This is a genomic window from Delftia sp. WSY_7 (genome assembly GCF_043104845.1).
GTDB classification, from domain to species: domain Bacteria; phylum Pseudomonadota; class Gammaproteobacteria; order Burkholderiales; family Burkholderiaceae_C; genus Comamonas; species Comamonas tsuruhatensis.
The window spans coordinates 110211-133205 of sequence record NZ_JBICLB010000001.1 but is presented as its reverse complement, the minus strand read 5'-3'; the positions used below and the strand labels follow the sequence as shown (position 1 = coordinate 133205).

The window sequence follows — 22995 nt, the reverse complement described above, 5'->3', positions numbered from 1 at the left end:
AGACCTCCGTCCGGGCATGTTTGTCCAGCTCGATGTTGGATGGCTGAACCATCCTTTTCCGGTCAGCAGCTTCAAGATCACCTCCAGCGCACAGATCCAGACCCTGAAATCCCTGGGCCTGGAGGCGGTGCGCTGCGTTCCGCACAAAAGCGACGCCTGGCCGGCCGAGGTGCGCACTCCGCCGCCGCAGCCGCTGCCCGCTGTGGCGGCCGCCGCAGCCGAGCCCGCCGAGGAACCTGCACCCGCAGCGCCGCTGCTGCTGTCCGTGCCCAACTGGCGCGGCCGGCTGGAGGACTGCAATGCGCGCTTTCAGAAGGTGGAGCGTGGCTATGTGGCCATCGAAACCACCCTTGCCAGCGCGCCCGAGCAGGCGCGCATGCCCACCGAAGCCCTGGTCGACGGCTGCCTGGCCGAACTGGCCGGCCCGCAGGACGTGGCGATTCACCTCCTGTCCGATGGCGTGGGCAGCAACCAGAGCGTGCATGCCGTCAACGTGACCGTGCTCGGCCTGCTGCTGGGCCGGGCCCTGGGCCTGGAGGCTGCGCTGCTGCGCGACCTGGGCCTGGCGGCGCTGCTGCACGATGCCGGCAAGCCGGTGGCCGGCGCCGAGGGCATGCACGGCCTGGCCCTGGAGTCTTCCGTGCCCGACGCGCTGCGCGACCGCTACGAGCGCCATGTGGGTGAATCGGTGGCCATCGCCATGCGCATGGGCCTGTCGGCCCAGGTCACCACCGCCATCGCTCAGCACCATGAATGGGCCGACGGCACGGGATTCCCGCTGAGCCTGGTGGCCGAGGACATGGAGCTCACGGGCCAGATCCTGGCCCTGGTCAACACCTATGACCGCCTGTGCAATCCCGGCGATGCGCAGACGCCGCACACGCCGCACGAGGCGCTGTCCATGCTGTTCAGCCGGCTGCGCGACAAGTTCGCCGCGCCCGTGCTCAATGGCTTCATCCGGATGATGGGCGTGTTCCCGCCGGGCTCGGTGGTGGAGCTGACCGATGGGCGCCATGCCATGGTCATGTCCGTCAATGCATCACGGCCGCTCAAGCCTTCGGTGATGGTCCATGACGCCAGCGTGCCGGCCGCCCAGGCGCCCGTGCTGGCGCTGGAGCTGTTTCCCGCGCTGGGCATACGCCGGGGCGTGGCTCCTGCGCAGTTGCCGCGCGACGCGCTGGACTATCTGTCGCCGCGCCGGCGTGTCTGCTATTACTTTGAACGGGCGGTGGAATTGGATCCGCCGAAGGTGGCGTCTTGAACAAGCAAGCGCTCAACCGCGCCTGGCCCCGCCTGCTCGATGCCCTGCAGGAGGCGCTGTGGCTGATCGATGCCCGCAGCCTGAAGGTGCTGCGCGCCAACGCCGCCAGCGAATCCGTCACCGGCTATGAGACCGATGCCGCCGTGGGATTGCCCGTGCAGGTGCTGGCCGCCACGCCGCAGCAGCAGGCGTTCTGGAGCGACCCTTTCAACTGGCAGGCCGGCGCCCAGTTCATTTCCGAGGTGCGCCGTGCCGACGGCCAGCTGGCGCCCGTGGAGATGCGCGTGCGCGCGCTCGACGGCGAGGTGCTCCTGGTCAGCATGCTGGACCGGCGCGAGCAGGCGCTGCACGAGGCCGAATTCGAAAGCCTGCTGGGCGAGTTGCGCGCCACGCTGGAGTCGGCGGCCGACGCCATCCTGGTGTGCGATCCCGATGGCCGCATCCGCGCCTTCAACCACCGATTCGCCACGCTCTGGGGCATTCCCGAGGCGTTGCTGGTGCGCCGCAACGACGCGGCCATCCTCGATCACCTGGCCGGCCAGGTGCGCGATGCCGAGTCCTACGCGCAGCAGTTGAAGCTGCTGTCGGCCCAGCCCCTGATGGAAGCGTCCGACGTACTGGACCTGCGCGACGGCCGCATCCTGGAGCGCCGCGCCGTGCCCCAACTGCGCCGGGGCCTGCCCATGGGGCGCATTTTCTCCTTCCGCGACATCACGGCCGAGGCCCAGACCCAGGCGGGCCTGGAGCTGGCTGCGCGGGTCTTCGAGTCCAGCCTGGACGGCATCTTCATCGCCGATGGCCACATGGACGTGGCACGTACCAACCCGGCCTGCGAACGCTTGCTGGGCGGCATGCCCGTGCAGGGCCGCACGGTGGAATCGCTGTTCGAAGCCACCGAAGACCCATCCGACACGCTGGGCGACCTGGCCCGCATACAGTGGCATCAAGGCGGCTTCTGGGAGGGCGACCTGTGGCTGCGCCAGGCCGGCGGTGCGCGCTGCGCCGTGCGCCTGTCCTGGGTGCCGCTGCGCAATGCGCAGGGCGACGTGGTGCAGAGCATCGGCTTCATGCGCGACCTCACCCAGCAGCGCGTGGCACAGCAGCGCATCGAACAGCTGGCCTACAGCGACGCGCTCACCGGCCTGCCCAACCGGCTCAATCTCACGGAGCGCGTGGATGCGGCCATCGAGGCCGCACGCGCAGGCGGCACGGTGTTCAGCATCCTGTTCATCGACCTGGACCGCTTCAAGATCATCAACGACTCGCTGGGCCACCAGTTCGGCGACCGAGTGCTCAAGCTGGTCGCACAGCGCCTGAGCGACTGCATGCGGCCGGTAGACATCCTGTGCCGCCTGGGCGGCGACGAGTTCGTGCTCTACCTGCACGGCTGCAACGCCGAGCTGGCTGCAGCGGTGGCCAAGCGCATCCTGCAGGAGATGGAGCGGCCCTTCCTGCTCGACGGCCTGGGTTTTTCCGTGCAGTGCAGCATCGGCGTGGCCCAGTACCCGGCCGACGGCCTCACGCTGGACGAGCTGATCCGCCAGGCCGACACGGCCATGTACCGCGTCAAGGAGCGGGGCCGGGGCCATTTCAGCTTCTACCAGCCGCAAATGAGCGCGGGCCTGCTGTCGCGCATGAAGCTGGAGCATGCCATGCGCCAGGCGCTGGAGCATGGCCGCATGGCCGTGTACTTCCAGCCCCAGGTGCACATCGACAGCGACCGCATCGTCGCGGCCGAGGCGCTGCTGCGCTGGACCGACCCCGAATTCGGCGTGGTCTCGCCCGGTGTCTTCATCCCGCTGGCCGAGGAGTCGGGCTACATCGTCACGCTGGGCGCCTGGGTCATGGAGCAGGCGGTGCAGGAGGCTGCGCGCTGGCAGAAGCAGGGCATGCCGATCAAGGTGTCGGTCAACGTCTCGGCGCTGGAATTTCGCCAGTCGGGCTTTGTCGAGCGCGTGACCGAGCTGCTGCGCCGCTATGGCCTGGAGCCCCATCTGCTGGAGCTGGAGCTGACCGAAAGCATCCTGCTGCAGGATGCACAGGACATGGCGCTGCGCGTATGCCAGATCGCCGATCTGGGTGTGGGCATGGTGATTGACGACTTCGGCACCGGCTACTCCAACCTGGCCTACCTGAAGAAGCTGCCCATCTCCAAGATCAAGATCGACCAGAGCTTTGTGCGCGGCCTGCCCAGCGACGAGGGCGACCAGGCCATCGTCGGTGCCATCATCAGCCTGGGGCTGGCGCTGGGCGTGGAGATCGTGGCCGAGGGCGTGGAAACGCACGAGCAGCTGACGGCCATCCACCGCATGCAGGGCCACTACTTCCAGGGCTTTCTGTGCGCGCCGGGCCTGCCGCGCGAGCAATTCGGCGAATGCCTGCAGGCCCAGCGCGCCGGCATCGGCGCCATCGCCTACCGGCAGAGAATGGCCCAGGTGGCAAGCGCTCAGCTGCCCGCGCTCAAGCCCTTCCAGAGCATGTAGGCCGCCAGGCCGAACAGCAGCGTGGCGAAGATCCGCTTGAGCTGGGCCACGGGCAGCCGGTGCGCGGCCCGCGCGCCCAGCGGTGCGGTCAGCACGCTGCAGCAGGCCAGTGCCAGCAGGGCCGGCAGCCACAGGTAGCCCAGCGAGTATTCGGGGCGTCCCGCATCACCGGCGCCTGTGAAGATCAGGCCTGCCGCATTCACCACGGCAATCGGAAAGCCCAGCGCCGCGCTGGTGCCCACGGCCATGTGCATGGGCACCGAGCAGCGCATCATGAAGGGCACGCTGATGAAGGCCCCGCCCGCACCCACCAGCCCCGAGATGAAGCCCAGGCCCGTACCCGCACCGTACAGCCCCAGCGGCCCCGGCAGGGCGCGCGTGGCCGTGGGCTGGCTGTTGCTGCGCAGCATGCGCAGCGCCATGTAGCCGATGAACACGCCAAAGAACAGCGCCAGGTACTTGCCACGCAGCAGTGCGAAGACTCCCAGGCTGGCCAGCAGCCCGCCCGTGATGATGCCCGGCGCCAGGCTGCGCACGATGTCCCAGCGTACGGCGCCGCGACCGTGGTGGGCGCGCAGGCTGGAGATCGAGGTGAACACGATGGTGGCCATGGCCGTGGCGATCGCCATCTTCACGGACAGGTCCGGGCCGACCCCGCGCTTGTCGAGAAAGTAGGTCAGAAACGGCACAAGCACCATGCCGCCGCCCACTCCCAGCAGGCCGGCCAGGAAACCGGAGCACAGGCCCAGCAGGGCCAGTTCGAGAAACAGCAGATCAGGCATGCGGCGGCAGATCGGTAGTGGAGGGGCGGGCAACAAAAAACCCGGCGCACCGTGGAGGTGCGCCGGGTTGGAATCAGGTGTCTGCAAAGACCACCGGGCCGTCATCCTGAACCGGGGTTCAGGGGGGCAAGGGCAGCCAGACGTTGGGTTCATCTGACGCGAGACGATCACGCTCGAATGGCAATGTACCAAGCCCGGGCTCATAGAGCATTGGTCCAAGGAACTATAAAGCCCGGCGGGTTTGCAGACGCCTCCATTCTAAGGCCGTTGATCAGGCCCGCGATCAAGTTCTTTGAACGGCATGGGCTTTTCATTGACATGGGCGATGCAATGAAAACAGCCTCCGAAGAGGCTGTCGTGCGGGGCAAGGAAAGGCAGCGGCGGCCCAGGCTCAGATCAGCCGCGCATCGCCCTCCAGGGCCTGGTCCAGGCGCAGCACCAGTTGCTCGGCAAGGGCCTGCTGGCGCGCACGCTCGGCCAGCTCCTCGGGGCTGGGCTCGGGCGGCTGGGATGGGGCGTTGTGCTGGGAAGCGGCCTCGTCATGCAGGGACTGCATCTCGGCCTGGGCCGTGGCCATGGCGCTTTCCTGGGCTTCGCGGTCCAGCACGTCGAAGGCCATGTTCAGCGCGGACAGCACGGCCACGCGCTCGCGGGAGCGGACCTTGCCGCTGTCGCGGATGCGGGTCATGGCCGTGTCCACACGGCGCACGGCTTCGAGCAGACGCTCTTCCTGGCCATCGGGGCAGGTCAGCACATAGCTTTGCTGCAGGATTTGCACTTCGATCTGCTTCATGGGCGTTCGGGGCGTCGGCGGTTGCGAAGGGGTCAGGCCCCCTGGTTGGAGGGCAGGCGCTCGATCAGGGCATCGACGCGGGCCCGGGCGGCGTTGAGCCGCGAGCGCAGCGAATCACGCTCCTGGGTCAGGGCCGCCACCTGCTCGGCGAGCAGCGCATTGGTGCGTTGCAGTTCCTCGTGGCGAACCAGCAGGCGCTCCACGCGCTCTGCAATGTGGTCGAGGGAAGTCTGGGAGGTCATAGACGCTGAGATTGTAGGACGTGCGAACGAAGTGAGCACATTCCGTGGAAGTATCCGAGGAAACCTGGTAACAGGCAGGCGTACACGGCTTGACGTCAGCGCCTTGCTCGGGTATTGGAGAGCGAGCGCCAGACTGTCTCACAAAATCGTAGCGCCATCTGTAGGACTCGTCTGCTTCGGCGGGATGTATTGCGTAAGCATTGGTTGCGGCCGCGGTGCGGGCGCGCACTACAATGCGCCGCGCGGAGCGAACACATGAACATTGACCTTGGCCAGGGCGGGGCACGCTGCCCGGCGCTGCTGATCACTTCCACGGCTTCGGGCCAGGGCAAGACCACGCTGACGGCTGCGCTGGCGCGGCTGCATGCGCGCCGGGGCCGGCGCGTGCGCGTGTTCAAGTGCGGCCCCGACTTCCTGGATCCGCACTGGCATGAACTGGCCAGCGGCGCGCCCGTGCACAGCGTAGACCTGTGGATGACGGGCGAGTCCGACATGCGTGCACGCCTGCACGCAGCCGCCTGCGAGGCCGATCTCATCCTGGTGGAAGGCGTCATGGGGCTGTTCGACGGCACGCCCTGCGCGGCCGATGTGGCCGAGCGGCTGGGCCTGCCGGTACTGGCCGTCATCGACGCCTCGGGCATGGCCGGCACCTTTGGCGCGCTGGCCCATGGCCTGCAGCACTATCGGCCGGGCCTGCGCTGGGCCGGCCTGCTGGCCAACCGCGTGGGCAGCGCCCACCATGCCGATCTGCTGCGTGCCGGCCTGCGCGATCCCTCGCTGTGGCTGGGCGCGCTGGCGCGCGTGCAGGGCAAGGGCGCCGCCTCGCTGCTGCCCGAAAGACACCTGGGCCTGGTCGCCGCACATGAACTGGACGATGCGCTGGTGCGCCTGGACGTTGCCGCCGACGCGCTGCAGGCTACGCCGCTGGGCCAGTTGCCCTGGCAGGCCGGGCCGGGGCAGGGCGCCAGCTGGCAGGACTGGTCCGTGGATTTTGAGCTGCCTGCCGAACGCACCGAGCAGGTGCAGCCCTGGCTGGCGGGCCGCACCGTGGCCGTGGCGCGCGATGCGGCCTTCAGCTTCATCTATGCGGCCAACCTCGACTGCCTGCGTGCCATGGGCGCGCGGCTGGCGTTTTTCTCGCCGCTGGCCAGCGAGCGCCTGCCGGATTGCGATGCGCTGTGGCTGCCCGGCGGCTATCCCGAGCTGCACCTGGATGCTCTGGCCGCCAATGCCGCGCTGCGCGGCGACATCGCCGGCCACGTGGCTGCCGGCCGCCCGGTCTGGGCTGAGTGCGGCGGTATGCTGGCGCTGTGCGAGCGACTGACCGACACCGCGGGCCGGACCACGGACCTCTGGGGCCTGTTGCCCGGCCATGCCTGCATGCAGCCGCGCCTGGCCGGACTGGGCATGCTGCAGCTGCCCACGCCCTGGGGCCTGCTGCGCGGGCACACCTTTCACTACAGCCGGCTGGAGACTTCCATGACCGAGGCCGGGCGCAGCAGCCGTCCGGGACAGGACGCCCATCCCGACCGGGGCGAGGCGCTGTACCGCCACGGCAGCGTGCATGCCAGCTATTTCCATGCCTGGTTTGCCTCGCAGCCGCGTGCCGTGGCCGCGCTGCTGGGCGCCGACATTCATCCGGGGACCGCGTGATGACCGAGCCCATCTCCACCGTTTCGCTTCCCCGCAGCCAGCTCATTGTGGGCGGCCAGAAAAGCGGCAAGTCGCGCCGCGCCGAATTGCTGGCGCGCGCCTGGCTCGATGGCGCACCGGACCGCGAGGCTGCGCTGATCGCCACCGGCCAGCCCTGGGACGACGAAATGCGCGAGCGCATCGCCCGCCACCGGCGCGACCGCGCCGAGCGCGTGCCCGGCATGGCCACGCTTGAGGAGCCGCTGGACCTGGCCGCCATGCTTGCGCGGCACAGCACGCCGCAGCGCCTGCTGGTGGTGGACTGCCTGACGCTGTGGCTGACCAACTGGATGATGCCGGCCCAGCCTTCCGAGGAACTGGCGCGTGGATGGTCGGGCCAATGCGCGGCCTTTCTTGACGCCTTGGAGGGCGCGCCCGGCCCGGTGATCCTGGTCGGCAACGAGATCGGCCTGGGCGTGATCCCGCTGGGATCGCAGGTGAGGGCCTTCGTCGATGCGCTGGGCGTGCTCAACCAGCGCGCGGCGCAAAGCTGCGAAACCGTCACGCTGATGTGCGCCGGCCTGCCGCTGGCGCTCAAGGGCCCGCAGCCGTGAGGCCATGGCGTCTTGCCTTCGCGGGGCCGGGCCTGGCCCTGTGCCTGGCGCTGGCCCTGCCTGCGGCGCGGGCGGCCATCCAGGTCACCGACGGGCGGGGTGTCCAGGTGGAGCTGCCCGCGCCGCCGCAGCGCATCGTCAGCCTGCTGCCCTCGCTGACCGAAAGCGTGTGCGCGCTGGGCGGCTGCCAGCGCCTGGTCGGCGTGGACCGCTATTCGAACTGGCCGGCCCATGTGAAGACCCTGCCCGTGATGGGCGGCGGAATCGATCCCAACATCGAGGCCATCGTCGCGCTCAAGCCCGATCTGGTGCTGGTGTCCATGGCCTCGCGCTCGGTGGCGCGGCTGCAGGCATTGGGCCTCAAGGTCGTGGCGCTGGAGCCGCGCACCCATGCCGATGCGCAGGCCGTGCTGCGCACCGTGGGCCAGTTGCTGGACCTGCCGCCCGGGCAGGGGGCCGACCGTGTCTGGTCCGCCATCGAGGCGCGCATGCAGGAGGTGGAGCGCAGCATGGCCCCCGCGCTGCGCGGGCAGACCGTGTACTTCGAGGTCAACCGCGGCCCCTTTGCCGCAGGCGAGTCTTCGTTCATCGGCGAGACCCTGGCGCGCCTGGGCATGCGCAACATCGTGGGTGCGCAGCTGGGGCCGTTCCCGCGCATCAACCCTGAATTCGTGGTGCGCGCCGACCCGGACTTCATCCTGGGCGGCGACCGCAGCCTGGGCACTTCGGGCGAGCCCTATCCGGGCTGGGGCCGCATGCGCGCCATGCAGGCCGGGCGCGTCTGCCGCTTTGAACCGGCCGAGCTGGACGTGCTGGTGCGCGCCGGACCACGCATGGCCGAGGGCGCCGCGCTGATGGCGCGCTGCCTGAACGGGGCCGCACGGTGAGGCAGGCCCGCAGGCACCACAGCGGCTTGGCGGCGCCTTGGATGGCGCTGGCCCTGCTGGCCGTGAGTGCCCTGCTCATGCTGCTGGGTGCGGGCGTGGGCAGCACGGGCTGGGAAAGCGTGTGGGCCGCGCGCAGCGATCCGCTGTCCTGGCAGATCGTCACCGAGATCCGGCTGCCGCGCACGGCGGGCGCCTGGCTGGCCGGCGGCCTGCTGGGGCTGGCCGGGGCCATTGCCCAGGGCGTGTTCCGCAATCCGCTGGCCGATCCCTATCTGCTGGGCAGCGCCTCGGGCGCCTCGCTGGGCGTGGCGCTGAGCATGGCGGCGCTGGGCGCCTCGCCCTTTGCACTCGCGGGCCTGGCGCGCCTGGGTGTCACGGGCGCGGCCTTTGCGGGCGCAGCCCTGGCCGTGCTGCTGACCCTGGTGCTGGCCCAGGGCGTGCACAACACCATGCGCCTGCTGCTGGCCGGTGTGGTGGTGGGGGTGGTGCTGGGAGCGGCCGCATCGCTGGTGCTGCTGATGAACCCGGACATCATGCAGGCCATGCAGGCCTTCATGCTGGGCAGCACCTCCTTCATCGGCTGGGGCGCCTGCGCGCTGATGCTGGCCGTGCTGCTGGCCACCGCCATGGGCGCCTGGTGCCTGGGCCGCGTGCTCGACGGCCTGTCCCTGGGCGAGGCCACGGCCCACAGCCTGGGCCTGCCGCTGGCGCCGCTGCGCATGGTGCTCATCTTGCTGCTGGCGCTGGCCACGGGCACGGCCGTGGCGCAGACCGGGCTCATCGCCTTCGTCGGCCTGGCCGCGCCGCATCTGGTGCGCTCCATGGTGCGGTCCATGCACCGCTGGCTGCTGGTGCTCAGCGCGGGCATGGGCGCCGTGCTGCTGCTGGCCGCCGACCTGCTGGCGCGCTGGCTCATCGCCCCGCAGGAGCTGCCCGTGGGCGCGCTCACGGCCTTGCTGGGCGGCAGCTACCTGCTGTGGCTCATGCACCGCCGCCACGCCCTGCGCGGCGGGGAGGGCGCATGACGGCACTGGCCCCCGCCCTGCAAGCGCGCGCCCTGAAGGTTCGCCTGGGCGATCGACAGGTCCTGGGCGGCCTGAGCCTGGCCCTGCCCGCCGGCCGCTGGACCGCCATCGTCGGCCCCAATGGCGCAGGCAAATCCACGCTGCTGCGCGCCCTGGCAGGCATGGAATCCGGCGCTGGCGTGCAAGGCGAGGTGGAGCTCCTGGGTCGCCCGCTGCGGCAATGGAGTGCGCGCGAACGGGCCTGCTCGCTCGCCTGGCTGGGCCAGAACCAGCCCGTGGCCGGCGACATGCGGGTCCATGACGTGGTCATGCTGGGCCGCCTGCCGCACCAGGGCTGGCTGGCTGCGCCCAGCCAGGCAGACCATGCCGCCGTGGAGCAGGCCCTGCGCCAGACCCAGGGCTGGGACTGGCGCATGCGCAGCGTGGGCAGTCTCTCGGGCGGGGAGCGCCAGCGCGTGCTGCTGGCGCGCGCCCTGGCCGTGCAGGCCCGCGTGCTGCTGATGGACGAACCCCTGGCCAACCTCGACCCGCCGCACCAGGCCGACTGGCTCGAATGCGTGCAGGCCCTGGTCGCCCAGGGCTGCACCGTGGTCAGCGTGCTGCATGAGATATCGATGGCCGTGCAGGCCCAGGACCTGGTCATTCTCGACAAGGGGCAAGTGGTGCACCAGGGGGCCTGCGCCGACCTGGCCACGCATGCGGCGCTGGAGGCCGTGTTCGAGCACCGGCTGCGCATCCGCGCCATCGACGGGCAGTGGCTGGCCCTGCCACGGCTGCGGGGGCAAGCCGCAGCTCCCTGATTGCCTGTTGGAAAAAATGTCTCTCCATGCGCCGTATCTGAGCCGCTGGGCTCTGACCATCGATGGCCAGCCCCTGTCCACGCCGCGCGGTGTGTTGCTGCCCGTGCGGCAGGGCGGCACGCCCGCCATGCTCAAGATTGCGCTGGCGCCCGAAGAGGTGGCCGGCGCCCGCCTGATGGCCTGGTGGAATGGCGACGGCGCCGCGCCTGTGCTGGCCCAGGAAGGGCCGGCCTTGCTGATGCTGCGCGCCACAGGACCCGAATCGCTGGTGGACATGGCCCGTGGCGCGCGCGATGAGCAGGCCACGCGCATCCTGTGCACCGCTGCCAAGCGCCTGCACCTGCCGCGCGCCAAGGCGTTGCCACCCCTGGTGCCGCTGACGCAGTGGTTCCATGCATTGCTTGCACAAGGCCATGGAACCGCCAGCCTGCTCGGCCTGTGCGCCACCACGGCGCGCGAGCTGTTGGCCGCACCGCGCGACGTGACCGTGCTGCATGGCGACCTTCACCACGGCAATGTGCTGGACTTCGGCCCCCTGGGCTGGCTGGCCATCGACCCCAAGGGCCTGCACGGCGAGCGCGGCTTCGACTACGCCAACATCCTGAGCAATCCCGACCCCGCCAGCGCGCTGGCGCCGGGGCGCTTTGCGCACCGCATGGCCACCATTGCCGAAGTCTCGGGCATTGAGCACAGGCGCCTGTTGCAATGGGTGCTGGCCTGGTCGGGGCTGTCTGCCGTCTGGAGCATGGAAGATGGCGACGATCCTGGCGCTGCGATGGCTGTGGCTCAAATGGCGGCTTCGGCCTTGGCATGCTGATTTTCAGACTGCGATACATCTCTTTTTCTGCCCCAACAGGGTGAAATGGCGCTTCACAGAAAAAGAGGGTGGAGGAATTTTTCGATGCTTGCCGATGCACTGGGGATGTTTGAACAGCAGGGATTTGTCATCTGGCCAAGACCCATGGAGAAGGGCCTTCTCGACAGCTTGGTGGCATCTGTTGAAGCCATCCAGCGCCATGCGCAGGCCAGGACACTGGATCCGGCGCTGGACGAGCTGTTGGTGTACGAGAAAGATCTGCCGGCCAGCAAGCGCGCCGGCTTGGATGGTGCCCTTACCGGAAACTCGATCTTCATTGTTGGAGATCCCGCCCGCTTTGATGAAGTCTTCGCAGAGACACTTCACGATGCCGCGCTTGTCTCGGCGGCAACGACGCTTCTTGGCGTGGACGAGGCAGTGGTTCATTTCATGAACGTGACCATCAAGAATCCCGGATTCGGACGGTCGATCTCCTGGCACCGCGATTATCCCAATGGGTATTTCTGCACCAGGGATTCCAGCTTTGTCCGTCTGATGATCTGCCTGGATGGCATGTCGGTGGAGAGCGGTGCCACCTGCTTCGATGCGGGCACTCATCGCATCTCCGACCAGGAGGCGCAGCAGCAGAAGGTGAGTGGCACCTGGCCCACTCCCGATCCGGCCGACACCGTCACCGTGCAGTGTGACCCAGGCCAGATCGTGGCGATCCACCCGAAGGTGCTTCATGGCGGAGGCATGAATACCGGCTCTGGAATGCGGCGCAACGTCATCCTGCAGATTGGCACTCTGGGTGCAGAGCCCATGACACACGCCGAAGAATCTCTGACCGGCATCGTCATCGGCGCGAAAGGCTGCAGGGAACACCTGAATCGCTGAAGGCGTATCGGGGACGAGGCCAAGGCCATCGTGGACCGCGTGGTGAGGGGCATGATGCCTTCGCCCATCCTTCGCTCATCCCTCGTCCAAGGGCATCTGAAGGGCGCAGGCCGGCCTGATTGTCCTGCCAGCGGAATTTTTCTAACATACAGAAATCTGTACGAAAGATCTTTGCAAAGGATCTGTGCGAGAAATCTGTACGAAATTCCTGCTCTGGGGGCCGTCATGAAGACCACGCTTGACCTCAACGATGCATTGCTGACCGAAGCAAAGACCTATGCGGCACAGCAGCACACCAGCCTGACGCGCCTGATCGAGGAGGGCCTGCAATTGCGCTTGCGCAAGGCCCAGGCGCCTGCCCGGCGCGTGCGCCTTCCCGTCTACCACGGCAAGGGCGGACTGGCACCGGGGCTGGACGCACTGAGCAACCGCGCGCTGCTGGATGCCGCCGGTCAGCAGGATCAACCATGACGCCCGATGTCAACCTGCTGATTGCGGCATCGCGCAGCGACCACCCCCATCATTCGGTGGCCCGCGACTGGCTGGAGCAGGCCATGGCCGATGCCAGCCAGGGCGTGCTGCTGAAATTGCAGCCCATGGTGGTGGCGAACTTTCTGCGCCTGGTCACGCATCCGAAGATCTTCGTCAACCCGACTCCTATGGTCGAGGCTTTGCGCTTCGTTGACGCATTGCTGGCATCGCCCGGCGTCGAGCAGGCCGTGCTGGGTGCCGAATGGCCGGCGTTAAGGCAACTGTGCGCCGACAAGGCGCTTTCCGCCAATGACGTACCGGACGCTTGGCTGGCCGCTGCCGCCATCCACCAGGGCGAGCATGTGGTCAGCTTCGATGCCGATTTCAAGCGCCTGCTGCCGCGCTCCCAGTTCACCCGGCTGGCGCCCCAATAATTCCTTTCCTTTTCAGATTCCCCCAATCCATGACCCGCATCGCCCTCATCCACGCCCTCAGCCATTCCGTCGCTCCCATCAACGAAGCCTTTGCGCGCGACTGGCCCGAGGCGGTACGCATGAACCTGCTGGACGACAGCCTCTCGGCCGACCTGGCGCGCAACGGGCGCGGGCTGGACGCCGCCATGCACGAGCGTTTCCAGCGCCTGGCGCAGTACGCCGTGGACACGGGCGCGCAGGGGATCTTGTTCACCTGCTCGGCCTTCGGCCCCTGCATCGAGGCCGTGGCCGCGCGCCATGCGCCGCTGCCTGTGCTCAAGCCCAACGAGGCCATGATCGAAGAGGCCGTGCAGGGCCAGCAGGGGGCCTTGGGTTTGATCTCCAGCTTCGCGCCCACGCTGCAGTCCATGCCGCCGGAGTTTCCGGCCGGCATCGAACTCGTGCCCGCCCTGGCCGATGGCGCCATGGACGCGCTCAACCGGGGCGACACCGCCACGCATGACCGCCTGGTGGTCGAGCAGGCCAGGGCCCTGGCTGCGCGTGGCTGCACGCGCATTGCGCTGGCCCAGTTCAGCATGGCGCGTGCCCGCGCGGCCTGCGAGGCCGCCACGGGCCTGCCCGTGCTCACCACGGTGGACAGCGCCGTGCGTGCCCTGCAGCGCCGGCTGGGCGTGCGCCTCGGTTAAAGTGGCGCTCCGCTGCGGCGCATGCCCGCCGCAGCGTGTGCAACTTTTGAGGACGACAGACCCATGCAGATTGAACAGGCCCCGACGGAAAAGCCCTATGAAAAGCCCGAAGGCGAACGCCGTGGCCTGGTGCTGGTGAACACCGGCGACGGCAAGGGCAAGAGCACGGCGGCCTTCGGCCTGGCCCTGCGCGCGCATGGCCGGGGCAAGTCCGTCAAGATCTTCCAGTTCATGAAGGTGCCCACGGCGCGGTTTGGCGAGCACCGCATGTTCGAGCAGCTGGGCATGCCCATCGAGGGACTGGGCGACGGCTTCAGCTGGAAGAGCCAGGACCATGAGCGGTCGGCCCAGATCGCGCGCGAGGGCTGGGAGCGTGCGCGCACCGCCATCCTCTCGGGTGATCACTTCCTGGTCGTGCTCGACGAAATCACCTATCCGCTGATCTATGGCTGGCTGCCGCTGGAGCCTGTGCTGCAAGCCCTGGCCGACCGCCCGCGCCATGTGCACGTCATGCTCACGGGCCGCCGCTGCCCCGAGGAAATCATTGCCGTGGCCGATACCGTCACGCGCATGGAACTGGTCAAGCACGCCTTCCAGGCCGGCATTCCCGCCCAGCGTGGTATTGAGGACTGATGACGCCCGCAGGCCCGGCCTGCGGCGGACAATGGCGGCATGAGCAGCGAAACGCATTCCCGGGCGCCAGAGACCATTCCCGCCCAACCCTTTGCCGAGGCCGAGCGGACAGCCGTCTACCGAGCCATCCATGAGCGGCGCGACATGCGCCACTTCTGCGGCGGCGAGGTCGCGCCCGAGGTGCTGCTGCGCCTGCTGCGCGCCGCCCACCATGCGCCCAGCGTCGGCTTCATGCAGCCCTGGCGCTTCATCCGCGTGCGCGATGCGCAGTTGCGCCAGGAGATCCATGCCGTGATCGAGCAGGAACGCCTGCAGACCGCGCGTGCGCTGGGCGAGCGCGAGGAAGACTTCATGCAGCTCAAGGTCCAGGGCGTGCTGGATGCGGCCGAGGTGCTGGTCGTGGCCATGCCGCCCGGGCGCGATGCCCATGTCTTCGGTCGCCGCACCTTGCCCGAGATGGATGTGGCCTCGGCCGCCTGCGCCATCCAGAACCTGTGGCTGGCCGCGCGTGCGGAGGGGCTGGGGCTGGGCTGGGTCTCGCTGTTCGATCCCGAGGTGCTGGCCGCGCTGCTGCAAATGCCCGTGGGCAGCCGGCCGCTGGCCGTGCTGTGCCTGGGCCCCGTGTCGGCCTACTATGCCGAGCCCATGCTGCAGCAGCAAAAGTGGGCCAGCCGCGCACCGCTGCAGGACATGCTCTACGACGACTTCTGGGGCCAGCGCGCCGCCGGTCCGCAGCCGCAGGCATGAGCGACAGCCCTTCCTGGCAACTGCTGGGCGCCGCGCTCAGCCCGCTGTGGTGGTGCTGGCAGGCGCTGTCGCAGCCTGTGTCCGAACCCTGGGCGCGCCACGCCCTGGCCGCCGCGCTGGCCGTTCCCGTGGCCCTGCTGATCGACCGGCTCTGGGGTGAGCCGCCCGTGTGGATGCACCCCGTGGTCGCCATGGGCCGGCTGCTGGCTGCGGTTGGGCGAAGAATTGCCCCACGCGAACAACATGTGCGCGACTGGCCACGCTTTGCGCTGGGCGCCGTCGCCTGGTGCCTGCTGGCGCTGCTGTTCTTCGCCATCTACGCGTTCATCCAGTGGCTGCTGCCGCCCATGCCCTGGTGGCTGGGCGCCCTGGTGCTGGGCGTGCTGCTCAAGCCGCTTTTGTCCTGGCGCATGCTGCGCGACGAGGTGCTGGCCGTGGAAGCTGCACTGCAGCAATCCCTGCCCGCAGGCCGCGAGCGCCTGACCTGGCTGGTCAGCCGGGACACGGCGCAGCTCGACGCAGGCCAGGTGCGCGAAAGCGCCATCGAAACCCTGGCCGAGAACCTCAGCGACTCGGTGCTGGCGCCGCTGTTCTGGTTTGCCGTGGCCGGCCTGCCGGGCGCGGCCCTCTACCGCTTTGCCAATACGGCCGATGCCATGTGGGGCTACCCGGGCTGGCGCGGGCAGGGCGATGAGCGGCGCCACTGGCAATGGGCCGGCAAATGGACGGCGCGTGCCGATGACCTGCTCAACTGGATACCGGCGCGCCTGACCGCCTTGCTGCTGGCCTTGTCCGGCCTGGCCGCTGGCCGGCGGCCGGGCTGGGGTGCGCTGCGCCAGGACGCGCGCATCACCCCGTCGCCCAACGGCGGCTGGCCCATGGGCGCCATGGCAAGGCTGCTGGGCGTGCGCCTGGGCAAGCCCGGCGTCTACGTGCTCAACCCCGCAGGCCGCGTGCCGCAGGCGGCCGAGCTGCAGCAGGCCGTGGCGCATGCGGGCCGCGTGGTCGCCATGCTGGTGGCTGCAGGGCTGGCCGCCGCCCTGGTCATTGCATGGGCGATGGCAGGAAAGACACCATGAAACCGATCCCAGTCACCCACGGCGGCACGGATGCGCTGGGCGTGCCCGCGCACGATTTCTCCACCAACCGCAATGCCTGCGGACCTTGCCCGCAGGCGCTGGATGCGCTGTCCCAGGCCCACGCGGCCCAGTACCCCGACCCGCAGTACACGGCGCTGCGTGCGCGCCTGGCGGACTTTCATGGCGTTACGGCCGGGCGCATCGTCATCGCGGCCAGCGCCAGCGACTTCATCCACCGAATCACCATGCATGCGGTGCGCGAGGGCGCGGCCGTCGCCAGCCTGCCGGCACACCATTACGGCGACTACGCCCACGCGGCCCAGGTCTGGCGCCTGCGCCAGGCCGTGCGCGACGGTATCACCGAAGCTGGCCCAGGCCTGCATTGGGCCTGTGCACCATCGAGCCCCCTGGGGCGGCCCGAGGATGTCTGGCCCCTGTGGACCGAGCCCGCACCGCCCGGCACCTGGCGCGTGATCGACTGCGCCTATGCGCCCCTCAGACTGGAGCCGGGCATGGAACCCGCCGTGCCCTCCCTGGTGCGCGATGCCTGGCAGATGTGGACTCCCAACAAGGCCCTTGGCATGACCGGCGTGCGCGCGGCCTACGCCATTGCGCCCGAAGCCGTGCCGCACGACGAGATCGATGCCTTGCGTGCCCTGTCACCCTCCTGGCCCGTGGGCGCCCATGGCGAGGCCATGCTCACGGCCTGGACCGCACCGGCCACCCGGCAATGGCTGGCGCAAAGCCTGCAACGGCTGCGCGATTGGAAGGCGCAACAGATCGATCTGGTGCAGCGCCTGGGCTGGCAGGTGCTGCCCGGCTCGCAGGCCAATTACTTTGTGGCGCGCTGGCCGCAGGCACGGCAGGGCGACGCCATGCAGACGCGTCTGGCCCAACTGCGCGCGCAGGGCATCAAGCTGCGCGACTGCGACAGCTTTGGCCTGCCCGGCTGCGTGCGCATGGGCGTGCTGGCGCCCGCATCCCAGAACGCCTTGCTGGCTGCCTGGCAGCCAATGGAGAAACACCATGCAATCGAGTGAACCCGCCGCCGTGAACCTGCCCTTGCCCGAGCCCGGCCAGCGCCCCGCGCTGTGCGTGATGGTGCTGGGCACCAGCAGCGGTGCCGGCAAGAGCTGGGTGGCCACCGCGCTGTGCGCCTGGTACCGCGCCCAGGGCTACAAGGTGGCGCCCTTCAAGGCGCAGAACATGAGCAACAACGCGCGCGTGGTCTGCGCGCCGGGCGGTGCCTGGGGCGAGATCGGCACGGCACAGTACCTGCAGGCCCTGGCCGCAGGCTGCGCGCCCGATGTGCGCATGAACCCGCTGCTGCTCAAGCCCGAGGCCGACATGCGCAGCCAGGTCGTGCTGCTGGGCCGGGTCAGCGAGGAACTCTCGGCATTGCCCTGGCGCGGCCGCAGCGCCCGCGTGTGGCCGCAGATCGCCGAGGCGCTGGACAGCCTGCGTGCCGACAACGACGTGGTCGTCATCGAGGGCGCAGGCTCGCCGGCCGAGATCAACCTGCATGCCAGCGACGTCGTCAACATGCGCGTGGCGCGCCACTGCGGCGCGCATTGCCTGCTGGTGTCCGACATCGACCGGGGCGGCGCCTTTGCCCACCTCTACGGCACCTGGGCGCTGCTGCCGCCGGAAGAACAGGCGCTGATCCGCGGCTTCGTGCTCAACAAATTCCGGGGCGACGCCAGCCTGCTGGCGCCCGCCCCGCAGATGCTGCAGGAGCGCACCGGCGTGCCCACCGTGGCCACCATCCCCATGCAGTTCCAGCATGGCCTGCCGGAGGAGGATGGCGTCTTTGACGACCGTGGCTCTGGAGGAGGGGCGGGACGCGCCGTGCACACCACCATCGCCATCGTCGCCTACCCGCGCATCAGCAACCTCGACGAATTCCAGCCCCTGCTGCAGGTGTCGGGCCTGCGCGTGGTCTGGGCGCGCACGCCGGCCCAGCTGGCCGGCGCGGACTGGATCATCCTGCCGGGCTCCAAGGCCACGGCTGCCGATCTGGCCTGGATGAGAACCCAGGGCCTGGATGCTGCCGTCGCCGCCCATGCGGCGGCAGGCCGGCAGGTGCTGGGCATCTGCGGCGGCCTGCAAATGCTGGGCGAGGCGCTGATCGACCTGCACGGCGTGGACGGCAACGCAGCCGGCCTGGGCCTGCTGCCGCTGACGACCCTGTTCGCGCCCGACAAGACCGTGCTGCCCGCCAGCGTGCAGCTGCCGCCGCTGCCAGGGGCTTTGGCGGCGCTGTCCGGCGTGCAGGCCCGGGTCTATGAAATCCACCATGGCCAGACCAGCGTGCGCCCCGACATGGTGGCCGCTGGCAGTGCCGTGGCCGAGCCCGTGCCGGGCCTGCTGTGGCACAGCCCTGACGGCCGCATCGCCGGCTGCTATTGGCACGGCCTGTTCGAGAACGCGGACGTGCTGCGCGCCCTGTGGGGTGCCGAGGTTCCCACGCTGGACAGCGTCTTCGCGCGCATGGCCGACGGCGTTCAGCGCTGGTTTGCCACCCAGGCTTGACCCAGGTCGGCCACCGCTTGCGCGTTGCGCGGCAACATGTAGGCCATGGACTGCATGCGCAGCCGTGCTGTACCGATAAATGGGGAGTTGGAAAACACGCATGCTTGGGCCTTGACTTTTTCACGAGGAATGGAGTGAAGCTATGAAGAATCCATGGATCCGTCCCCTGCAGCTGTGTATTGGCGCTGCCGTCCTGGGCATGGCCGGCCTGGCCACCGCCCAGCCCGGCCCCGGGCCTGATGGCACGCCGCCTCCGCCCCCCGCCGCGGAAAAGGCCAAGCCCCATCACCACCACAAGAAGCACGCCGAGCACAAGGGGCCCGCCAAGCGCGGCTATGACCGCCGCGACCCTGCCCAGCACGAGGCCGCCGCCGTCCAGGAGCAATCGCGCCGAGGCGGTGTCCAGTCGGGCGACAACTTCCAGCGCAATGCCGTGGCCCGCTGCGATGTCTTCAAGAACGAAGGCGACCGCCGCTCCTGCGTGGAGCGCGTCAAGGACGGCCAGGTCAGCGGCTCCGTCGAAGGCGGCGGCGTGCTGCGCGAGTACACGGAACAGGTTCCTGTAAGGCAATAACAGCGTCTGCTGTTATTCACCTGAGAAAACCCGCCGGGCCACGAAGCCGGCGGGTTTTTTTGCGGGCGAATGCAGGCTCCCGCGTCAGCAGCCGGTGGTGTGGTCCGTGCTGCAGGCAGCCGGTATCGAACCTCGACCGCAGAGACCTGGCCCGCCACCACGCCTCTGTCCACCGGATTTGACCTGGGTCATACAAACCCATTCCACCCGCCCCGGACCGGCGCGCACCGGCAAGGCATTTCTATGATGGCGCCGTACTTCCCATATGGAAAAAGGATTCATCCCATGCAAGCCTTCCGGATCGTGGTCATTGGTGCGGGGCAGACCGGCACTCCCTTGCTGCAGCAGTTGCTGGACGCGCCCTTCGTGCAGTTGCTCGGGGTGGCCGACCTGGACCTGGACCAGCCCGGCATCGCACTGGCGCGCGCGCGTGGCGTGCCGGTCACCACACGGTTCATGGATCTGGTGGATGCAGCGGTCGACATCATCATCGACGTGACCGGCTCCCCCCAGGTGCGCGAGTCGTTGCGCAGCAAGATGGTGGAGACCGGCAACACGCACACGCTGATCATGCATGAGGCGATTGCGCTGCTGATGATGTCGCTGTCGGCCGGCCGGCTGGTGGTCGGCAAGCACAGCGATCTGGAATATTCCTGAACGCAGGCGGCCGCGCCTCTACAGAAATCCGATCGACAGCCAGGGCACTGCCGCCACCGCCACCGTACCCAGCAACAGCGCCAGCAGGTAGCCCACGATGGGCCGCAAGCCCTTGTCCGGGTGGATCTGGCCTATGGCGCAGGCTGCGTAGTAGCCCACGCCCAGTGGTGGGGCGAACAGGCCCAGGCCCATGGCGAGCACGACGACGATGGCGTAGTGCACTTCATGGATGCCCAGGTCGCGTGCGATGGGAAACAGCAGCGGGCCGAACAGCACGATGGCGGGTATGCCTTCCAACACCGATCCGAGGATGACGAAGATCAGTAGCGAGACCGCGAGAAACGCGGGTGCCCCGCCGGGCAGGGCGGCCATCGCCTCCGCCAGCGAGCGCGAGAAGCCCGATTGGGTCAGGCCCCAGGCCATGGCCGTGGCAGTGCCGATGATGAGCAGGATGGCGCCCGACAGCGATGCCGTGGCCACGAGCATGGGCCCCAGGCGGCGCCAGTCGAACTGGCGGTAGATCAGCAGACCCGCAATGGCCGCGTAGGCAATGCCCAGGGTCGAGACTTCGGTGGCCGTGGCCACGCCCTCGACCACGGCCGCGCGGATCACGAAGGGCAGCGCCAGTGCCGGCAGGGCGATGAAGCCTAGCCGCGCGATCTGCGACCAGGGCTGGCGCTGTGTCTGCGGCGGCTGGTCATGGCGCGAGCGCCACCAGACGACCACACACAGCGAAAGGCCCAGGGCCAGCGCCGGCAGCAGTCCGCCCGTGAACAGCGCTGCAATGGACACGCCCGTGACCGAGCCGATGGTGATCAGCACCAGGCTGGGCGGCACGGTTTCCGTCTGCGCGCCTGTGGCTGACAGCAGGGCCACCAGATCGCCTTCGTCCGCGCCGCGCTTGCGCATTTCGGGGAACAGTGCCGGAGCCACGGCCGCCATGTCGGCCGCCTTGGAGCCCGAGATGCCCGAGACCAGGTACATGGCCCCCACAAGCACATAGGACAGGCCGCCGCGCACATGGCCGAGCAGGCCCGCGAGAAAAGCCACCATGGCGCGCGCCATGCCCGTCATCTCGATCAGCAGCCCCAGGAAGACGAACAGCGGAACGGCCAGCAGGATGAGGTGGGACATGCCTTCGTCCATGCGCCCGACGATCACGGGCAGGGCGGTGTCCGTGGCCAGGGCCAGATAGCCGAGCGTGCCCAGGCCGAAGGCAAAGGCAATGGGCACGCCGCCGAACACGCAGGCAGCGACCACGCCGACGAAGAAGACCAGCAGGTTCAGGCGCCCCAGGTCCTCGAAGAGGCCGAAGATGCCGTTTGCCAGCACGAACGCCGCCATGATGGCGGCCACCACGGCCAGTGCCTTCCAGGCCGCCGCCTTTTCGCCGCTGCGCACCAGGCGCAGCACCGAGAAAACACCCATCAGCACGATGCCGGCGGGCAGTGCCGCAGCGCGCCAGATGTTGGAGATTTCCAGCGCGGGCGTGGTGATGAAGCGCTCGTCCGCTGCCCATTCCCAGGCGGGCCAGGCCACCAGGGCGAGAAAGGCCAGCGTGGCACAGGTGCCGATGGCATCGAACAGGGCCCGGCGCGCAGGCGACAGGCGTGAGAGCAGGGCCGTCATGCGCATGTGCTCGGCGCGCCGCAGTGCGATCACGGCACCCAGCATGGCCAGCCAGATGAAGAGCATGGAGGCCAGTTCATCCGCCCAGACCAGTGGCTGGTGGAAGACAAAGCGTGCCACCACTCCCGCAAACAGCACGCCGATATCGGCCAGCACCAGCAGGCCCGCCGCGCAAGCCACGGCCGCGCCCATCCAGCGGTCGATGCGGTCCCACGCGGTCCAGGCATCGTGCGGGGTATGGGCGGGCTTGTCCTGGGGCGCAGTCATGCCAGCGCCCCGACGCTGCGCTCGAGGATGGCCCAGGCCTGGTCACCGTGCTTGCGCTTCCATTCGGCGTAGAAGCCGACCTTGCGCAACCGCTCACGGAAGGCGGCGGTGTCGGCAGTGTTGAAGGCCAGGCCCTTGGCGGCCAGCTCCTTTTGCAGGCCGGCGTTGAGCTCGGCGACATCGTCGCGTTCGCGCAGGCCTGCGGCATTGATGTGTCGCGCCACGATGTCGCGCAGGTCTGGGGGCAGTCTTTCCCAGGCGCGGCGGTTGGCCAGGAACCAGAAACCGTCCCACATGTGGTTGGTGAGCGAGCAGTACTTCTGCACCTCGTAGAGCTTGGCCGTGGAGATGATGGCCAGCGGGTTCTCCTGCCCGTCCACGATCTTCGTCTGCAGCGAGGAATAGACCTCGGCAAAGTTGATGGACGCGGGCGCGCTGTCCAGCGCCTTGAACATCGAGGTCCACAGCGGAGAGACGGGCACGCGGATCTTGAAGCCCTGCAGGTCGGCGGGATCCGCGATGGGGCGCGTGGAGGAGGTGATCTGCCGGAAACCGTTGTCCCAGATGCGCTCCATGGCCACCAGGTTGGCCTGGGCGATGCGTGCGCGGATATGGGCGCCCAGCTCGCCGTCCATGGCCTTCCAGACACTGTCATAGCCGTCGAATGCAAAGCCCACGCCGCTGATGGAGGCTGCCGGCACCAGGGTGGACAGGATCAGGCCCGACAGCGTGAAGAACTCCACGCCGCCCGAGCGCAACTGGCCCAGCACATCGGTGTCCGAGCCGAGCTGCCCATTGGAGAAGACCTGGATGTCCACCCGTCCACCGGTCTCGGCCAGGATGGCCTGCGACATCTGCAGGGCCCGGATGTTCATGGGGTGCGTGGCGGGCAGGTTGTTGGCGTACTTGTAGCGGAATTCGGCCTTGCTGGCGAAGGCGCTGCGCTGTGAAAGGGCCAGTGGAAGGGCGCAGGCTGCGGCACCGTGCAGCACGTGGCGTCGGGAAAGGGTCATGGCTTGTCTCCTGAGTGTTGTCTTTGTGTCGTTCGGGCGCAAGCTGCGCGCGGGGGGCGCA

At 68.8% G+C, this 22995-nt stretch carries 24 protein-coding genes; 19 read left to right on the top strand and 5 right to left on the bottom strand.

Annotated elements, in window-relative coordinates; all coding sequences use genetic code 11:
* Positions 1–16 precede the first annotated feature (16 nt).
* Together ACF8ME_RS00680 and ACF8ME_RS00675 are read left to right on the top strand one after the other, a co-directional pair.
* Positions 17–1261: an HD-GYP domain-containing protein gene (locus tag ACF8ME_RS00680; protein WP_016445208.1), complete on the top strand. Its 1245-nt coding sequence runs from the start codon at positions 17–19 to the stop codon at positions 1259–1261.
* A complete protein-coding gene (locus ACF8ME_RS00675) occupies positions 1258–3744 on the top strand; it encodes a bifunctional diguanylate cyclase/phosphodiesterase (protein WP_034363067.1) in 2487 nt (828 codons plus the stop codon). Before ACF8ME_RS00680 ends, ACF8ME_RS00675 begins: the two co-directional genes overlap by 4 nt.
* Here ACF8ME_RS00675 and ACF8ME_RS00670 read toward each other — a convergent pair.
* The 3 genes from ACF8ME_RS00670 to ACF8ME_RS00660 all read right to left on the bottom strand — a co-directional run bounded on the left by ACF8ME_RS00670 (position 3708) and on the right by ACF8ME_RS00660 (position 5561).
* Positions 3708–4526, bottom strand: coding sequence for a sulfite exporter TauE/SafE family protein (locus ACF8ME_RS00670; RefSeq protein ID WP_016445210.1), 819 nt, complete (start codon positions 4524–4526; stop codon positions 3708–3710). The two genes, ACF8ME_RS00675 and ACF8ME_RS00670, sit on opposite strands and share 37 nt — an antisense overlap.
* 391 nt (positions 4527–4917) lie before the next feature.
* On the bottom strand, positions 4918–5319 hold the full coding sequence (locus ACF8ME_RS00665; protein WP_016445211.1) for a cell division protein ZapA: 402 nt from the start codon (positions 5317–5319) through the stop codon (positions 4918–4920).
* Positions 5320–5351: 32 nt separating this feature from the next.
* A complete protein-coding gene (locus ACF8ME_RS00660; RefSeq protein WP_012204637.1) occupies positions 5352–5561 on the bottom strand; it encodes a hypothetical protein in 210 nt (69 codons plus the stop codon).
* Between the two features lie 255 nt (positions 5562–5816).
* Between ACF8ME_RS00660 and ACF8ME_RS00655 the strand changes: the two genes are divergently transcribed.
* The 17 genes from ACF8ME_RS00655 to ACF8ME_RS00575 all read left to right on the top strand — a co-directional run bounded on the left by ACF8ME_RS00655 (position 5817) and on the right by ACF8ME_RS00575 (position 20025).
* On the top strand, positions 5817–7214 hold the full coding sequence (locus ACF8ME_RS00655) for a cobyrinate a,c-diamide synthase (protein WP_392414908.1): 1398 nt from the start codon (positions 5817–5819) through the stop codon (positions 7212–7214).
* Positions 7214–7807, top strand: coding sequence for a bifunctional adenosylcobinamide kinase/adenosylcobinamide-phosphate guanylyltransferase (locus ACF8ME_RS00650; RefSeq protein ID WP_017407402.1), 594 nt, complete (start codon positions 7214–7216; stop codon positions 7805–7807). Before ACF8ME_RS00655 ends, ACF8ME_RS00650 begins: the two co-directional genes overlap by 1 nt.
* Positions 7804–8694, top strand: a complete 891-nt coding sequence (locus ACF8ME_RS00645) for an ABC transporter substrate-binding protein (RefSeq protein WP_392414906.1) — start codon at positions 7804–7806, stop codon at positions 8692–8694. The genes ACF8ME_RS00650 and ACF8ME_RS00645 overlap by 4 nt, the downstream gene beginning before the upstream one ends.
* A gap of 41 nt (positions 8695–8735) precedes the next feature.
* On the top strand, positions 8736–9719 hold the full coding sequence (locus ACF8ME_RS00640) for an iron ABC transporter permease (protein ID WP_016453071.1): 984 nt from the start codon (positions 8736–8738) through the stop codon (positions 9717–9719).
* Positions 9716–10519 carry an ABC transporter ATP-binding protein gene (locus tag ACF8ME_RS00635; RefSeq protein WP_392414904.1) on the top strand — a complete coding sequence of 268 codons (804 nt, stop codon included), beginning with the start codon at positions 9716–9718 and terminating at the stop codon, positions 10517–10519. Before ACF8ME_RS00640 ends, ACF8ME_RS00635 begins: the two co-directional genes overlap by 4 nt.
* 16 nt (positions 10520–10535) lie before the next feature.
* Positions 10536–11336 (top strand): aminoglycoside phosphotransferase family protein, encoded by an 801-nt coding sequence (locus ACF8ME_RS00630; RefSeq protein ID WP_392414902.1) that lies wholly within the window; start codon positions 10536–10538, stop codon positions 11334–11336.
* An 84-nt stretch (positions 11337–11420) separates the two neighbouring features.
* Complete coding sequence (locus ACF8ME_RS00625) at positions 11421–12212, top strand: phytanoyl-CoA dioxygenase family protein (RefSeq protein ID WP_016445218.1); 792 nt, start codon at positions 11421–11423, stop codon at positions 12210–12212.
* Between the two features lie 225 nt (positions 12213–12437).
* Complete coding sequence (locus tag ACF8ME_RS00620; RefSeq protein ID WP_016453068.1) at positions 12438–12683, top strand: DUF6364 family protein; 246 nt, start codon at positions 12438–12440, stop codon at positions 12681–12683.
* Entirely contained in the window at positions 12680–13117 is a 438-nt protein-coding gene (locus tag ACF8ME_RS00615) for a TA system VapC family ribonuclease toxin (protein WP_133072894.1), read from the top strand. Before ACF8ME_RS00620 ends, ACF8ME_RS00615 begins: the two co-directional genes overlap by 4 nt.
* A 29-nt stretch (positions 13118–13146) precedes the next feature.
* Complete coding sequence (locus ACF8ME_RS00610; RefSeq protein WP_013803211.1) at positions 13147–13803, top strand: aspartate/glutamate racemase family protein; 657 nt, start codon at positions 13147–13149, stop codon at positions 13801–13803.
* 63 nt (positions 13804–13866) lie between these two features.
* Entirely contained in the window at positions 13867–14436 is a 570-nt protein-coding gene (gene cobO / locus ACF8ME_RS00605; RefSeq protein ID WP_013803210.1) for a cob(I)yrinic acid a,c-diamide adenosyltransferase, read from the top strand.
* A 39-nt stretch (positions 14437–14475) separates the two neighbouring features.
* Complete coding sequence (gene bluB, locus ACF8ME_RS00600; RefSeq protein ID WP_392414900.1) at positions 14476–15183, top strand: 5,6-dimethylbenzimidazole synthase; 708 nt, start codon at positions 14476–14478, stop codon at positions 15181–15183.
* Entirely contained in the window at positions 15180–16262 is a 1083-nt protein-coding gene (cbiB, locus tag ACF8ME_RS00595) for an adenosylcobinamide-phosphate synthase CbiB (RefSeq protein WP_392414898.1), read from the top strand. The genes bluB and cbiB overlap by 4 nt, the downstream gene beginning before the upstream one ends.
* On the top strand, positions 16259–17302 hold the full coding sequence (locus ACF8ME_RS00590) for an aminotransferase class I/II-fold pyridoxal phosphate-dependent enzyme (RefSeq protein WP_392414896.1): 1044 nt from the start codon (positions 16259–16261) through the stop codon (positions 17300–17302). The genes cbiB and ACF8ME_RS00590 overlap by 4 nt, the downstream gene beginning before the upstream one ends.
* Positions 17289–18794, top strand: coding sequence for a cobyric acid synthase (locus ACF8ME_RS00585; protein ID WP_392414894.1), 1506 nt, complete (start codon positions 17289–17291; stop codon positions 18792–18794). Before ACF8ME_RS00590 ends, ACF8ME_RS00585 begins: the two co-directional genes overlap by 14 nt.
* A gap of 142 nt (positions 18795–18936) precedes the next feature.
* Positions 18937–19368: a hypothetical protein gene (locus ACF8ME_RS00580; RefSeq protein WP_016445226.1), complete on the top strand. Its 432-nt coding sequence runs from the start codon at positions 18937–18939 to the stop codon at positions 19366–19368.
* Positions 19369–19653: 285 nt separating this feature from the next.
* The gene (locus tag ACF8ME_RS00575) at positions 19654–20025 is read left to right on the top strand and encodes an oxidoreductase (protein ID WP_392414892.1); all 372 of its coding nucleotides are present in this window, start codon (positions 19654–19656) and stop codon (positions 20023–20025) included.
* 18 nt (positions 20026–20043) lie between these two features.
* Here the strand turns inward: ACF8ME_RS00575 and ACF8ME_RS00570 are convergent, their stop codons facing one another.
* Positions 20044–21921, bottom strand: a complete 1878-nt coding sequence (locus tag ACF8ME_RS00570; protein ID WP_017406561.1) for a TRAP transporter large permease subunit — start codon at positions 21919–21921, stop codon at positions 20044–20046.
* A complete protein-coding gene (locus ACF8ME_RS00565) occupies positions 21918–22934 on the bottom strand; it encodes a TRAP transporter substrate-binding protein (RefSeq protein ID WP_392414890.1) in 1017 nt (338 codons plus the stop codon). The genes ACF8ME_RS00570 and ACF8ME_RS00565 overlap by 4 nt, the downstream gene beginning before the upstream one ends.
* Positions 22935–22995 lie beyond the last annotated feature (61 nt).

Bases quoted from the DNA above. Each gene is read 5' to 3' on its own strand.
- ACF8ME_RS00640 (WP_016453071.1), top strand. From the start codon at position 8,736: ATGGCGCTGGCCCTGCTGGCCGTGAGTGCCCTGCTCATGCTGCTGGGT.
- bluB (WP_392414900.1), top strand. From the start codon at position 14,476: ATGAGCAGCGAAACGCATTCCCGGGCGCCAGAGACCATTCCCGCCCAA.
- ACF8ME_RS00620 (WP_016453068.1), top strand. From the start codon at position 12,438: ATGAAGACCACGCTTGACCTCAACGATGCATTGCTGACCGAAGCAAAG.
- cbiB (WP_392414898.1), top strand. From the start codon at position 15,180: ATGAGCGACAGCCCTTCCTGGCAACTGCTGGGCGCCGCGCTCAGCCCG.
- ACF8ME_RS00575 (WP_392414892.1), top strand. From the start codon at position 19,654: ATGCAAGCCTTCCGGATCGTGGTCATTGGTGCGGGGCAGACCGGCACT.
- ACF8ME_RS00630 (WP_392414902.1), top strand. From the start codon at position 10,536: ATGTCTCTCCATGCGCCGTATCTGAGCCGCTGGGCTCTGACCATCGAT.
- ACF8ME_RS00625 (WP_016445218.1), top strand. From the start codon at position 11,421: ATGCTTGCCGATGCACTGGGGATGTTTGAACAGCAGGGATTTGTCATC.
- ACF8ME_RS00565 (WP_392414890.1), bottom strand. From the start codon at position 22,934: ATGACCCTTTCCCGACGCCACGTGCTGCACGGTGCCGCAGCCTGCGCC.
- cobO (WP_013803210.1), top strand. From the start codon at position 13,867: ATGCAGATTGAACAGGCCCCGACGGAAAAGCCCTATGAAAAGCCCGAA.
- ACF8ME_RS00650 (WP_017407402.1), top strand. From the start codon at position 7,214: ATGACCGAGCCCATCTCCACCGTTTCGCTTCCCCGCAGCCAGCTCATT.
- ACF8ME_RS00680 (WP_016445208.1), top strand. From the start codon at position 17: ATGTTTGTCCAGCTCGATGTTGGATGGCTGAACCATCCTTTTCCGGTC.
- ACF8ME_RS00615 (WP_133072894.1), top strand. From the start codon at position 12,680: ATGACGCCCGATGTCAACCTGCTGATTGCGGCATCGCGCAGCGACCAC.
- ACF8ME_RS00580 (WP_016445226.1), top strand. From the start codon at position 18,937: ATGAAGAATCCATGGATCCGTCCCCTGCAGCTGTGTATTGGCGCTGCC.
- ACF8ME_RS00585 (WP_392414894.1), top strand. From the start codon at position 17,289: ATGCAATCGAGTGAACCCGCCGCCGTGAACCTGCCCTTGCCCGAGCCC.
- ACF8ME_RS00610 (WP_013803211.1), top strand. From the start codon at position 13,147: ATGACCCGCATCGCCCTCATCCACGCCCTCAGCCATTCCGTCGCTCCC.
- ACF8ME_RS00655 (WP_392414908.1), top strand. From the start codon at position 5,817: ATGAACATTGACCTTGGCCAGGGCGGGGCACGCTGCCCGGCGCTGCTG.
- ACF8ME_RS00665 (WP_016445211.1), bottom strand. From the start codon at position 5,319: ATGAAGCAGATCGAAGTGCAAATCCTGCAGCAAAGCTATGTGCTGACC.
- ACF8ME_RS00670 (WP_016445210.1), bottom strand. From the start codon at position 4,526: ATGCCTGATCTGCTGTTTCTCGAACTGGCCCTGCTGGGCCTGTGCTCC.
- ACF8ME_RS00660 (WP_012204637.1), bottom strand. From the start codon at position 5,561: ATGACCTCCCAGACTTCCCTCGACCACATTGCAGAGCGCGTGGAGCGC.
- ACF8ME_RS00635 (WP_392414904.1), top strand. From the start codon at position 9,716: ATGACGGCACTGGCCCCCGCCCTGCAAGCGCGCGCCCTGAAGGTTCGC.
- ACF8ME_RS00570 (WP_017406561.1), bottom strand. From the start codon at position 21,921: ATGACTGCGCCCCAGGACAAGCCCGCCCATACCCCGCACGATGCCTGG.
- ACF8ME_RS00590 (WP_392414896.1), top strand. From the start codon at position 16,259: ATGAAACCGATCCCAGTCACCCACGGCGGCACGGATGCGCTGGGCGTG.